9 protein-coding genes are annotated in these 13304 nt (G+C 59.4%); 8 read left to right on the top strand and 1 reads right to left on the bottom strand.

The genetic code is table 11. The annotated features are described in order from the left end of the window. Positions 1–22 precede the first annotated feature (22 nt). A complete protein-coding gene (locus ACW55A_RS04695) occupies positions 23–1198 on the top strand; it encodes an MFS transporter (protein ID WP_455808489.1) in 1176 nt (391 codons plus the stop codon). A gap of 47 nt (positions 1199–1245) precedes the next feature. Here ACW55A_RS04695 and ACW55A_RS04690 read toward each other — a convergent pair whose 3' ends face one another. After that, complete coding sequence (locus ACW55A_RS04690; RefSeq protein WP_044308137.1) at positions 1246–2490, bottom strand: MFS transporter; 1245 nt, start codon at positions 2488–2490, stop codon at positions 1246–1248. Positions 2491–3026: 536 nt separating this feature from the next. Between ACW55A_RS04690 and ACW55A_RS04685 the strand changes: the two genes are divergently transcribed. From ACW55A_RS04685 to ACW55A_RS04655, 7 genes are all read left to right on the top strand, one after another. Further along, positions 3027–3536: a sigma-70 family RNA polymerase sigma factor gene (locus ACW55A_RS04685; protein WP_003318943.1), complete on the top strand. Its 510-nt coding sequence runs from the start codon at positions 3027–3029 to the stop codon at positions 3534–3536. Then, positions 3533–4498 (top strand): FecR domain-containing protein, encoded by a 966-nt coding sequence (locus tag ACW55A_RS04680; protein WP_054081424.1) that lies wholly within the window; start codon positions 3533–3535, stop codon positions 4496–4498. The genes ACW55A_RS04685 and ACW55A_RS04680 overlap by 4 nt, the downstream gene beginning before the upstream one ends. A 69-nt stretch (positions 4499–4567) precedes the next feature. Beyond that, positions 4568–6976, top strand: a complete 2409-nt coding sequence (locus tag ACW55A_RS04675; protein ID WP_498810733.1) for a TonB-dependent siderophore receptor — start codon at positions 4568–4570, stop codon at positions 6974–6976. Positions 6977–7324: 348 nt separating this feature from the next. Continuing rightward, on the top strand, positions 7325–8701 hold the full coding sequence (locus tag ACW55A_RS04670) for a diaminobutyrate--2-oxoglutarate transaminase (protein ID WP_003372849.1): 1377 nt from the start codon (positions 7325–7327) through the stop codon (positions 8699–8701). A gap of 195 nt (positions 8702–8896) precedes the next feature. Continuing rightward, the gene (locus tag ACW55A_RS04665) at positions 8897–10681 is read left to right on the top strand and encodes an IucA/IucC family protein (protein ID WP_044308133.1); all 1785 of its coding nucleotides are present in this window, start codon (positions 8897–8899) and stop codon (positions 10679–10681) included. Beyond that, complete coding sequence (locus ACW55A_RS04660; protein ID WP_074807693.1) at positions 10674–11882, top strand: type III PLP-dependent enzyme; 1209 nt, start codon at positions 10674–10676, stop codon at positions 11880–11882. Before ACW55A_RS04665 ends, ACW55A_RS04660 begins: the two co-directional genes overlap by 8 nt. Further along, on the top strand, positions 11879–13285 hold the full coding sequence (locus tag ACW55A_RS04655) for a DHA2 family efflux MFS transporter permease subunit (RefSeq protein ID WP_003433975.1): 1407 nt from the start codon (positions 11879–11881) through the stop codon (positions 13283–13285). The genes ACW55A_RS04660 and ACW55A_RS04655 overlap by 4 nt, the downstream gene beginning before the upstream one ends. Positions 13286–13304: the final 19 nt, after the last annotated feature.

Below are 13304 nucleotides of genomic sequence, written 5' to 3'. Positions count from 1 at the left end.
AACTTCCGAAGAGGCGCATGCCATGCAAACGTCGTCCGCTGTAACTCGCAGGCACCTGAGTGCCGCCTTGGCACTGGGCTCTGTCGCGGTGCTGATGGTAGGGCTGCAACCATTGCTTCTTGGCGAGTTACTGGCGCAAGACCACGTATCACTGGAAGGTGTCGGGCTGGTCGCAATGGGTGAAATCGTCGCGCTGGGGTCCGGCGTGGTGCTGGGCGACCTGCTGCGTTCGATGCTCAACCTGCGCCTGCTGACGGTCATCGCCATCCTGTGCGCTGCCGGAATGGATCTGGTCACGGCCAATGTCACCGGCGACGGGCCGTTGACCGCTGCACGCGCGCTGGCGGGCCTGGCCGAGGGCCTACTGCTCTGGGGCGCCGTCAGCCTTATCGTTCAGGGGCCTGCGCCAGACCGGGTGGCAGGCGTGTTCATGGTCGTCCAGACCCTGGCTCAGGCACTGATGGCCGCAGCGCTTGCGTACCTGATACTGCCTGATCGTAGCGTGCATGCAGGGTTCGTGTTTCTGGGAATGCTGACCGCAAGCTCAGTGCTGTTCGTTGTCTGGCTACCCGGACGCTTGCCGCAGCAGCCTGACAGACAGCTGGATACATCAGGTTTCAGATGGAATTTGAAGCAAGTGCTGCTGCTGATGCTGGTGTTCATGCAGCTCTCGGCCGTTGGCGGGTTGTGGGCGTATCTGGAGCCGCTGGGCATCCACGCAGGGCTGGGCGCTCATGCGGCGCAATTGCTGGTGTCCGCGATGTTATTCATGCAGGTTCTGGGCGGCTGCCTGGGCATTCTGCTGGTACGCAGGGTGCCTGATTACTCGATGTTGGCTACCGCCGCGTTTCTTCTGGCTGGCATTGCATTGGGCATGTACATCACAGCCGATCAGGGGGTAAACGTATTTCTGGGCCTGTGCGCGCTGTTTGCCCTGATCTACCTGATGCTGACCCCGTTTCAGGTGCGCATTGCGCTGCAGATAGACCCCTCGGGACGCATCGCAGGGCTCATTCCCGGCATGCAACTGCTGGGCTGCGCATTCGGACCGCTGCTGGCGTCGCAATGGGTGTCTGGCGACAACGCTCAACCGGTGCTGCTGGTCAGCGTCTGGCTGTCGGTATCGGCTTTGTGCCTGATAGCGCTGCTGCACCGGCGTGCGGTTGATAGAAGGGTCGGGGTTGTGGGCCGGATTTGATTGGTCGCCTGGGTGCGATTACATAGCGAACAACCCGGGAGCCTCATTCAGGAAGGGCTCAACCAGGCGACCTGATTTCCTGCCTTCCATGCCAGTCCGCTTAGGACAAGGAGCCCCAACAACACGGAATACACCCAGTACGCGCCGATCCAATCGTATGACCAACCGGCCAGAATAACGCCCACCAGCCCTGCAAAACGACTCATGAAATCAATGGCGCCGTACCAGCTTCCAATGATCTCCTTGGGTAACGTAAGCTGAATGGCGCTAGCTGTACTGCGAAAGTATACAGTGGTACCAAACTGGAATAGAAACATACCGACAGCCACCCATAAGAAACTTCCTCGGAACCACAGGGTCATTGCGATACCGGCGAACATTAACGCGTGGGCGGACAGTATGGTGGTGATTAGGCTTTTGTCCTGGAAAGACGACATCGTAAATCCTCCCAGCACTGCGCCAGTGGTTCCGAGCGCATAAAGATAACCTGTTTGCTCGGGAGAAAACGCATGGAAATCTCGGAGAAAAGGAATCCATAAGAGCGCCAGCACGCTTATCACCAGAACGCAGGTAGAGTAAGAGGCAAGGAAATTACGCCACTGCGAGGACCTTAGAAGGTTCACGGTTGCCATCGAAGCGCCGGTCACGCTTTCCTGGAAACGCGCTTTGAATGATGAAGACTCGACATCTGGGCGGGTAACACTCGTGCCTGCGGCCACTGACCACAGACTGAGCGCAAGAAACAAAGCGCCCATCATGAAGACGATTGAGGCAGTAAGAGCCATGGACAAGCCGACCTGGAAAATCACCAGCGCACCAATGGCAGGCCCTACCGCTCTGGCGACGCCGTTGATAATTGCAAGAAAGCCATTGACCCGTATTATCTCCTCTCTTGAAAAGAGGAAAGGAATAAAGGAAAACATGATAAGCCGGACGTACTGATGCACGAGGTCAACCAGGAAAGCAAATAACCATACCTGTTCGACAGAACTGCCTGGCGTCGAAAGGGTCGTAACAGCCACTGTAAAAACAATGATATTTATGATCTGCGTGGCGATGAACAGCTTCCATTTATCAAATCGATCAATAAACCCCGCCCCTAGCAGGGTGACCAGTATTTCAGCGCTGTAACCTATTGCATACGTCGTCATGACGGACAGGGTTGAGCCCGTCAATGTGTAGGCCAGGTTGGCAAATGCCAAGTCGTATACCGCTTCGGAGAGCGCAATCAGCACGCCCACCGAAGCAAATATGTACAGTATCTTTTTGTTTGAGCAGGGAAGGGTGTGCACAGTGTTCGTCCGTTTTTAATAGTCGTCCTGTTTATGCGCAATGATTACGCCTAACCTCAAACTTCCAAATGACTGGCCTTCTCAATATTCATTACCCATCACACCTTACATCAAATTCGAAGCAGCATGAAAAGAGCCAGGGGGCTCGTTGCTGTGATTGCGGCGCTCATTCATGAACGAGTTGCGCTCGATCGCATTGTTTGGCCAAGGTCCTAAGAGGTCCTCTGCTACCAACATGCGGAACCACATCCTGGTCACGCTCGTTTGAATGAGCCGCGGCAAGCTGCCTGGTTATCGGCCACAGTCCGACTTTACGTCGAAAAGGATACAAACAGGACACGCAGGACGCTTTTTCAGCGCTCATTTGTCGTCCGGGTGAATCGCCCGGATGCAGCGCGGATCAACGTGTTGCGGGCTGACAGCCCCGATTTCACGCAGTGGCGATGGGCTTTTTGAAAAAAAGAGCGTGGACTCGGGATATAACACTAATTAGAATCAGTCTCATTTGGCGCATCCCATCGCTCAAGGCTTTTGACATGACTCAAGCAGCGACGCTATCACAGCAGACCTTGCATTCCCTGTACCGCGATCATCATGGCTGGCTGGAAAGCTGGCTGCGCAGACGCATGGGCAATGCCTGGGATGCGGCTGACCTGAGTCAGGATACGTTCCTGCGCGTGCTCTCCAGCTCCCAGCAGATCGCCGATATGCAGGAGCCGCGTGCCTACCTGCTGACCGTGGGCAAGCGGCTGCTGAGTAATTTCTACACTCGCCGCAGCCTTGAACAGGCTTATCTGGAAGCGCTGGCGCAGTTGCCCGAAGAAAGCGTGCCGTCGCCGGAGCAGCGCTGGTTGCTTCTGGAAACCCTGCAGGCGCTGGACGAGCTGCTCGATGGTCTGTCGGCAGTGGTGCGGCGGGCGTTTCTCTGGAGTCAGCTCGAGGGGCTGGGCTATCGGGAAATCGCTGAACGCCTGAGTGTTTCCGAACGCACCGTCAAACGCTATATGGCACAAGCCTACGAGCACTGTTTGCTGGTGGACTGGTGATTCGTCCGGCACCTTCTACCGAAGAACGCGAGGTAGTACGCAAAGCGGCGCAGTGGCTGGCGCTTCTGGAATCCGGTGGTGCCAGCGATGAAGATCACGCCATGCTGCAACACTGGCGTGACAGCTCCGCCAGTCACGAACGCGCCTGGCAAAAGGCCCAACAGCTGCGTCAGCGTTTTTTCGGTCTGCCTGCCAACCTCGCCATGGCGACGCTGGATCGTCCTGACAAGGCCAGGCGTGCGACGCTAAAAAGAGCGTTGGGCGCCGTGACACTGGTCCCTGCAGTCTGGCTGCTGGGGCGTCAATTGCCGCTGGATGTCTGGCGTGCCGACCTGCAAACCGCAGTCGGCGAGCACAAGCGCCTGTCGCTGGCTGATGGCAGCATGTTGCAACTGAATACCGACAGTGCGGTGAACGTGGACATGGGCGCCCGGGCAATCACCCTTGTACGGGGCGAAATAGCCCTCAAGGTGCCTGGCAGCGCGCCGCTGACCATCAACGGTCCTTACGGGCGCATCGTGGTTGGCCGGAGTGAAGTCTGTGTGCGTCTCAACGCCAGCGATTGCAGGGTCTCGGTCATCAGCGGCACGGTGCAGCTTTATCCCCTGCGCGGGCCGGTGCTGGCCTTGAATGCGCAGCAGCAGGTCACGCTGAAGCAGAGCGGCATCGGTCCTGTCAGTGCCTTCGACGCCTTGCTGCCTGGCTGGCGCGACGATGTGCTGAGCGCGCAGAACCAGTCACTGGGCGATTTCCTTCGCGAGCTGAGTCGTTACCGTCCGGGCCTGCTGCGCTGGGAACCTGAGCTGGAAAACCTGCGAGTGACGGGCAGTTTCAGGCTCGACAATACCGACCGCGTGCTGTCCTTGCTGGCGGCCAGTCTGCCGGTGGACGTGCAGATGCGCACGCGTTATTGGGTGACCCTGGTGCCTCGAAAAAACATTTCGACAAAAAATAGTGCGTAATGCTGTCCCTTTTTTTTGTCTCGCTGGTCATTCCAGGTAAGTGCACAAAAAATACGAGAGCTTCCCTCTATGTCCGCAGTGTCTTCCTACCGTTTGCGTCCACTTTTGCATTTCAGCCTGTTGCTGACGTTGAGTTCCAGTCCGTTATTCGTCTCGACCAGTTGGGCCGACACATCGGGCAGACGCGCCTATGAGGTGCCGGCCGGCAGCCTGAGCGCTGCGCTCACCCGTTTCGCCGGGCAGGCCGGGGTCAACCTGTCGGTAGACCCTGCGCTGGTGAATGGGCGGAACAGTTCGGGGTTGTCCGGCGAGTTCGCGGTCGAGGAAGGCTTTGCGCGCCTGCTGCAAGGTTCCGGCCTGCAACTGATGCCCGTCGGGGAGCAGGCCTACACGCTGATCCCGGCACCTGACGGCGCCAGCGCAGGCCTGCAACTTGCACCCACCTCGATTGTCGGTGACAGCGGCTCTACCGATGGCCAGGAATACGCAGGCGGCCAAGTGGCACGCAAAGGCTCGCAGGGCATGCTGGGTTCGCGGGACTTCATGGAAACGCCGTTCAGCATGACCACCTACACCAAGGACGCGGTGAAAAACCAGCAGGCCCGAACCTTGGGCGACCTGATCGCCAGTGACCCGTCAGTGCGTGCCACCAACCCCGCAGGCGGGCGTTACGAGCAGTTCACGATTCGCGGCTTCAGCCTGTTCAACAGCGACGTTTCCTACAACGGCCTGTACGGCATTCTGCCCACTTACACGATCGACATGGAAATGGCCGAACGGGTGGATATCCTCAAGGGGCCGAGCCAGTTGATCAACGGCATTTCGCCGCGAGGCAGTGTCGGCGGCGGGATCAACGTGGTCCCCAAGCGCGCGACGGATAAACCGATCACCGAGCTCACCACCAGCTATGCCTCCAAGGGGCAGGTGGGTGCTGCAGTCGATGTAGCCCGTCGGTTTGGCGAAGACGACAAGTTCGGGATTCGTTTCAACGGCGTGAAGCAGTCCGGCGACACTGAATGGGATCACCAGAGCGTCGATCGCGACATGGCCGTTTTGGGCCTGGATTTCCGTGGTGATCGCCTGCGTCTGTCGACGGACATCGGGCACACCGAACGCGACACCGATGCTCCGCAGGAACGCGTGCAGGTCGGTGCCAACGCGAAGGTGCCCAACGCCAACGATGTGCGTGACAACTATGCGCAGTCCTGGAGCAAGGCGCGCACCAAGGACACGTTCGGCGCAGTGAATGCCGAATATGACCTCAGCGACTCGGTGATGCTCTACGGCGGTGTCGGCGCGCGCAAAAGTAACCATGACTTCCTGCGCCATGCGGTATCGGTCACCAACGATGCAGGCGACTTCAGCGTTCAACCACGCGATTTCACCCGTGACGAAAATGTGCGCACAGCCACTGCCGGCGCGCGCAGCTGGTTCACTACCGGGCCGGTCAGCCACGAGGTCAATCTGGCTGCCAGCTATTTCTATATGGACTTTGAAAACGGTGGTGCACGCTACGCGGCAGCGCCGAGCAATCTTTACAACCCGGTCGACACGCCGACACCCTCGAATCCCACGCGGGCCGACTCCAAGGTTTACACCGAGAACCGCTTCAGCGGTGTGGCGCTGACTGACACGCTAGGTTTTTTCGAGGACCGTCTGCTGCTGACACTCGGCGCCCGCTGGCAGCGTGTCAAGGTTGATGACTGGACCGATGGCGTGAAAGGCGACACCGCCTACGATGAGGAAAAGGTCTCACCATCAGGCGGCATCCTGTACAAGGTGACCGACGACTTTTCGGTGTACGCCAACTACATGGAAGGCCTGAGCCAGGGCAAGATCGCTCCGTCGACCTCGGTGAACGAAGACCAGATCTTCCCGCCGTTCGTCAGTCGTCAGGTCGAGGTCGGCGCCAAATATGACCTGGGGTCATACGCCTTCACTGCCAGCGTATTCCGTATCAAACAACCGGCCTACGAGACCAATACCACCTCCCGTGTGTTCGGCCCGAACGGCAAGCGCCGTAACGACGGTGTCGAGCTGACCATGTTCGGTGAGCCGATGAAGGGCTTCCGTCTGCTGGGCGGGGTGATGTACATCGACAGCGAACTGACCAACACCGTCAATGGCACATTCGACGGCAACCGCGCACCGGCCACCCCCAAGTACAACGTCAATCTGGGGGCCGAGTGGGACGTTCCGGGCGTAAACGGTCTGACCCTGACCGGACGAGGCATCTACACCGGTTCGCAGTATCTGGATCAAGCCAACAGCAAAAGCATCGACTCATCGGAGCGTTTCGACGTCGGTGCGCGGTATGCTTTCAAGGTCGATCAGAAGGACATCACACTGCGGGCCAACGTCGAGAACGTGATGAACAAGTACTACTGGAGCTCGGCCGGCGCGTCGGATGACAGCGAGCCGGGGCTGACCCTGTCGACACCGCGCACCTATCTGTTGTCGGCCACCATCGGTTTCTGAGTGGATACGCTACGCCCAGGGAAGGGCTCACGTGTATAGCGAACGACCGGCAGTCCTCATCGAGGGATAACCTGTGTGCAGTATTAAATAATCAACCTCAACACGGCGACACCACAGTCTGTTATTTAAATAGACTGCTTTGTCATATGCCAGAATAACAAATGGCCACTTTCAATAGTGGCACATTGAGTTATACCGATTAATTCTGTCGGTATAACTGCGTGCCTTATTCATTGTCAGGCGCGCAGAAACGTTCATTTAAATTTCATCTTTGTTTTCGAAATAATGGGTTGCGCTTTTGGGTAAATGATAATAATTTGCATCCGGAAATCCAGCGAGGACTTACAGATGTTGAATAATGGCTTATTGCACTCTACGACGTCGCAGAAAACCAATGCCAACTATCTGGACAGGCAGAGCAAGTTTGAATCGAATGTAAGGAGTTACCCGCGCAAGTTGCCATTGGCGATAGCCAAGGCACATGGCGTATGGGTCACGGATGTCGAAGGCACCACGTATCTGGACTGCCTGGCCGGCGCCGGAACACTGGCACTGGGACACAATCACGAAGCTATCATGGCCAGTCTCGACAGCTTCCTGACCTCGGGCATGCCGATGCACACCCTTGACCTGACCACTGCGGTCAAGGACGCCTTCAGCGAAACGCTGCTGAGTCTGCTGCCAGGACAGGGGCGTGATTACTGCCTGCAATTCTGTGGTCCGTCCGGGGCCGACGCCGTCGAAGCCGCGATCAAACTGGCCAAGACCGCCACCGGCCGCCATAACATCATCAGCTTTTCCGGCGCCTACCACGGCATGACCCACGGCGCCCTGGCGCTGACCGGCAACACGGCGCCAAAAAACGCTGTCGCTAACCTGATGCCCGGTGTGCAGTTCCTGCCGTATCCCCATGAATACCGTTGCCCGCTGGGCATTGGCGGCGAGGCCGGCACTGAAGCACTGAGTTATTACTTCACCCAGTTCATCGAAGACGTGGAAAGTGGTGTGTCGCTCCCGGCCGCGGTAATTCTGGAAGCGGTGCAGGGCGAGGGCGGTGTCAATCCGGCACCTGCGGCATGGCTGCGCCAGATTCGCGAAGTCACCCGCAAGCACGGCATTCTGCTGATTCTGGATGAAGTGCAGGCCGGTTTTGGCCGTACCGGCAAGATGTTTGCCTTCGAACACGCCGGGATCGAACCCGACGTCATCGTCATGTCCAAGGCGGTCGGCGGCGGTCTGCCGTTGGCAGTGCTGGGTTTCAAACGCGAGTTCGACGCCTGGTCTCCGGGCAATCATGCCGGCACCTTTCGTGGCAACCAGATGGCCATGGCCACCGGCCTGGCGACCCTTGAAGTGCTGCAGCGACAGAACCTCGCTGGCCAGGCCGCAAAACGTGGCGACTGGCTCAAGGAACAGCTCGGTCTGTTGCAACAACGCTATCCGGCGATCGGCAATGTGCGCGGCCGAGGCCTGATGCTGGGCATCGAGATTGTCGATGAGCGCAAAGCGGCTGACCGCCTCGGCAGCCTGCCGATGGACCCGGACCTGGCTGTCGCCATTCAGCAGCATTGTTTCAAACAGGGGTTGTTACTTGAACGCGGTGGTCGCAATGGCAACGTCATTCGCTTATTGCCGCCGTTGATCATTACCGAAGAGCAATGCCACTTGGTGATCCAGCGTTTTGAACAAGCGCTCAAGGCGGCACTGTCCCAGCTACGTAAATAAAAGTTTGTAATAAGCAAGGCATAAACAGCCCATCATCGTGACACTGATATCACGATTGAAACAACACCGCACACAACGTTTGGCTGGGCGAACTTATCGCCCCTCGACAGCTCGATTGTTGTGCCGCAAGCGATAAATCAACGTTTGTTGCGACGTCATTTGAACGGTCAGCGTAAAGGCGACTGTGGAGCAGACATGACTAATACCGATCGCACCGTCTTATCAAACATGGTGAGCGAGTTGGCAACCACTCGCGCGTTACTCAATTGCCTGATCAAGGAATTCGCACTGCCGGAAGAGTGCCTGCATTACACCTGGCCTGAAGGCATGCAAGGCATAGCGCCTGGCAGTTTCGTCGATGGCGGGCAATGGAAGGGCATTCCGCTCACCATCAGCCTGCCCAATCAGCAGCAGTTCTTTGTTCTGGTGGACCGCCGCGACCACCTGGGCAGCCATCGCTACCTTTCCGATGTCTACGCTCGTCAGGGGCAGGGCACCTGGCGCTGCCTGGCGTTCGCCGAATTCGCCCGGCAACTGCTGACCGCCTGTGAGCACATGACCCGTGCCAGCAATGACGAACTGCTGGATCAGGTCCTGCAAAGCCAGCACCTGACTGCTGCAATCGTTGCGCACAACATGACCGGTCAGCATCCGGCACCGCTCAGCGGCTATCTGGCCAGTGAGCAGGGTTTGTGGTTCGGCCACCCCAACCATCCGGCGCCCAAGGCGCGCCTGTGGCCTGAGCATCTGGCGCAGGAGACCTACGCTCCGGAGTTTCAGGCGCAGACCGCGCTGCATCTGTTCGAAGTGCCGCTGGAAGGGCTACGAATCACCTCCAATGGCTTGAGCGAAGCCGAGGTGATGTCAGGCTTCGCGGACCAATCGCGGGCCCGGCCCGGGCATGCGCTGATCTGCATGCATCCGGTACAGGCGCAACTGTTCATGCAGGACCGCCGCGTGCAAAGGCTGCTTGAGCTGGGGGATATCTCGGACCTGGGTGCCAGTGGGCTGCTGGCCAGCCCGACGGCGTCGATGCGCACCTGGTACATCGAGGGGCACGACTACTTCATCAAGGGTTCGCTGAATGTGCGCATCACCAACTGCGTGAGGAAAAACGCATGGTATGAACTGGAGAGCACGCTGATCATCGACGAACTGTTTCAGCGCCTGCAGCAGACTCGTCCGGAAACCCTCGGTGGGCTGTCCACAGTCGCCGAACCCGGTTCGATGAGCTGGGCGCCCAAAGGTGCGAGCGAGGCTGACGGTCACTGGTTCCGCGAGCAGACCGGCGCCATTCTGCGGGAAAACTTCTGCCGCCGCTCCGGCGCCGACAGCAGCGTGATGGCGGGCACACTGTTCGCTCGTGATCTGCGTTCACGCCCACTGGTGCACGACTTCCTCCAGCGTTTCAATGGCGGGGAGCTTGAGGACCAGCATCTGCTGGACTGGTTCGATGAGTACCAGGCCTTGCTGCTGAACCCGGTCATGGCGTTGTTCTTCAATCACGGCATCGTGATGGAGCCGCACTTGCAGAATGCGGTGCTGATTCACGACAACGGACGCCCGCAACAGCTGCTGTTGCGCGACTTTGAAGGCGTCAAGCTGACCGAAGAGCTGGGCATCAAGGCGATTCAGGTGGGGCTGCACCCGAGAATTCGCCAGTCGTTGCTCTACAGCCGCGAACAGGGCTGGAACCGCATTACCTATTGCCTGCTGATCAACAACCTGTCCGAGGCGGTACTGGCCTTGAGCTGGGAGCGCCCGCACCTGGCACCACTGATGTGGCAGCGCGTCGAGCGCCAATTGCAGCGTATCCGTGATGAACTGGTGCTGCCTGCGCCCGAGCTGGACGCGCTGATCGCAGGCCAGTCGATTGCCTGCAAGACCAACCTCAAGGTCCGGCTCGCTGCCAAGGCCGATCGCGAAGCCAACTATGTGCGTCTTGCGTCGCCGTGGGCCACGGAGGCACGTTATGCATAAGGTGCCGGAAACCGTACTGGCGGCCATCAAAGAGGCACGGGCGCTGGAAACCGATCCACTGGCGGCCTTTGTCTACGATCTGGACGCGTTGCAGCAGCATGTCAGTGAAGTCATGGCGGCGCTGCCCGCCGGTGTCGAGCTGTATTACGCGATCAAGGCCAACAGCGAAGCGCTGATGCTGGAAACCCTGGCCCCGCTGGTCAGTGGCTTTGAAATTTCCTCTGGGGGCGAGATCGAGCGGGTGATGGCCTGTCCGACACGCAAGCCCTACGTGTTCTCGGGCCCGGGCAAACTTGATTCCGATCTGCGTTCGGCGTTGCTGAACAAGGTTGAAGCCATCCACCTGGAGAGCCTCAACGAAATCGCGCGTCTGCAACAGTTGGCAGAACAAGCGGGGCGCGTGCAACCGGTGTTCCTGCGCATCAACCCGCAACTGCCCGCTGCGCAATCGAGCAGGCTGGCGATGGCCGGGACCGCGACACCGTTCGGGATTGACGAAGCGGATCTGGCCGAGGCGGTCAGACGCGTGGACAACGCCAGTCACCTGACGCTCAAGGGCTTCCACGTACACGCCATGTCGCATCAGATGTCGGTTGAACGTCATGAGCAACTGCTCGATTTCTACCTGCAGCGCTGGCCGGAATGGAAGGCTCTGGCCCGCGATCCGAGCCAGCTCACCCATTTCAACGTCGGCGGCGGTATTGGCGTCGATTACCTCAACAGTCAGCAGTTCGACTGGCAGCGGCTGTGCCGTTATCTGGAAAAACGCCTGGGCGAGCAGCACGACGCGCCGATCCTGCGCTTCGAGCCGGGACGCTTCATCAGTGCCTATTGCGGCTATTACGCCATCGAGGTGCTGGACAGCAAAACCAGCCACGGCGAGCATTTTCTGGTCTGTCGAGGCGGTACTCACCAGTTTCGCCTGCCGGTTGCGCAAAGCCATGACCATCCGGTTATCCACCTGCCGAATGCACCGCAGAGCACTGAGTCGTCAGAGCAGGCTTACACCATTGTCGGGCAGCTGTGCACGCCCAAGGATGTGCTGAGCCGTCGCCAGCCACTCAAAGGTGTGAACATTGGTGACCTGTTGGTCCTGCCGCTGGCGGGAGCCTATGGCTACAACATCTCCCACGCCGACTTTCTCTGCCATCCACGACCGTCACAGCACTTCGTGCGCAACGGTGAACGGGTTCGCCAATGAGTTTCAACGTCCCACGCCGCTGGGTGGTGTTCAACGTGCTGCTCGGTACGCTGACGGTCAGCCTGAGCAACAGTTCGCTTAACCCGGCGCTGCCGACCTTTATGGATGCGTTCAGGATCGGCCCTCTGCTGGCCACCTGGATTGTCGCCGGGTTCATGACCAGCATGGGCATGACCATGCCGCTGACCAGCTTCCTCAGTCAGCGCATCGGACGCAAACGCCTGTATCTGTGGGGCGTGGCGCTGTTCATCGGCGGTTCGCTGTTGGGCGCGCTGGCCGACTCCATCGCACTGGTGATCACCGCACGGGTGGTACAGGGCATTGCCAGCGGGCTGATGATCCCGTTATCGCTGGCGATCATCTTCTCGGTGTATGAAAAGCACGAACGGGGCAGGGTGACCGGGCTCTGGAGCGCAGCAGTAATGCTCGCACCGGCGCTTGGTCCGCTGTGTGGCAGCCTGATGCTGGAGTGGTTCAGCTGGCGCTCACTGTTCCTGATGAATGTGCCCATTGGTCTGCTGGCACTGTTGCTGGGCGTCGGCGTGCTGCCGGACTCCGAGCCTGCCGAGCGCAAGCCGTTCGACCTGATCGGCTACCTGCTGGTGGCGTCGGGCATTGGCTTGCTGATGATCGCCATCAGCCGCATGCACCATGCTCAGGCGCTGCTCGACCCAGTCAATCAGGCCATGGTGCTGGTCGCGGTGGCTTGTCTGCTGGCGTTCGTCCGCGTCGAGTTGAGTCGCCAGGCACCGCTGCTGAATCTGCGCCTGTTCAACCTGCGCGGTTATCGTCTGAGCGTAATCATCGCCGTGGTGCAATCGGTCGGCATGTTCGAGTGTCTGGTGCTGTTGCCGCTGCTGGTGCAGAGCGTGCTGGGCTACAACCCGATCTGGACCGGCCTGGCGCTGCTGTGTACCGCCAGCTTCGCGAGCCTGTTCGGGCAGTGGGGCGGCAAGGCACTGGACCGCCATGGGCCGCGCACCGTCGTCGCCGTCGGCCTGCTGTTGACCGGCGTTTCGACCCTGGCGCTGGGCATGCTCAAGGCCGATGCCGCAATCGGCGTGGTGTTCGTGCTGATGATGATTCGTGGCGCCGGTCTCGGGCTCTCCTACATGCCGGTGACCACGGCGGGGCTCAATGCCTTGCCCGAGCCGATGGTCACTCAGGGCGCCGCGATGAACAACATTTCCCGCCGTCTGGTCGCGTCGCTGGCCATCGTCATTGCGTCGCTGTGGCTGGAGTTCCGCTTCAACACCGCGGGACCGGCCGCCACGCCCTCGGCCATCAGTGAAGTGTTCATCGCCACCGGCCTGCTGATCCTGCTGGCACTGCCCTGTGCCTGGCGTTTCCCCCTTAACGACGAGCGCGCCGAGGCCCAGCCCGACGCGGTCGAACCCCGATAATTTTTCGTTCGAGGTATGA

Source organism: Plantibacter cousiniae (nom. nud.), from assembly GCF_977070315.1.
Note: the sequence above shows the minus strand (reverse complement) of the source record. Positions and strands in the feature narration are given on the sequence as shown.

What these genes read in the sequence shown, in the direction of transcription:
- ACW55A_RS04695 (WP_455808489.1), top strand. Translation starts at nt 23, where the DNA reads ATGCAAACGTCGTCCGCTGTAACTCGCAGGCACCTGAGTGCCGCCTTG.
- ACW55A_RS04685 (WP_003318943.1), top strand. Translation starts at nt 3,027, where the DNA reads ATGACTCAAGCAGCGACGCTATCACAGCAGACCTTGCATTCCCTGTAC.
- ACW55A_RS04675 (WP_498810733.1), top strand. Translation starts at nt 4,568, where the DNA reads ATGTCCGCAGTGTCTTCCTACCGTTTGCGTCCACTTTTGCATTTCAGC.
- ACW55A_RS04670 (WP_003372849.1), top strand. Translation starts at nt 7,325, where the DNA reads ATGTTGAATAATGGCTTATTGCACTCTACGACGTCGCAGAAAACCAAT.
- ACW55A_RS04665 (WP_044308133.1), top strand. Translation starts at nt 8,897, where the DNA reads ATGACTAATACCGATCGCACCGTCTTATCAAACATGGTGAGCGAGTTG.
- ACW55A_RS04660 (WP_074807693.1), top strand. Translation starts at nt 10,674, where the DNA reads ATGCATAAGGTGCCGGAAACCGTACTGGCGGCCATCAAAGAGGCACGG.
- ACW55A_RS04655 (WP_003433975.1), top strand. Translation starts at nt 11,879, where the DNA reads ATGAGTTTCAACGTCCCACGCCGCTGGGTGGTGTTCAACGTGCTGCTC.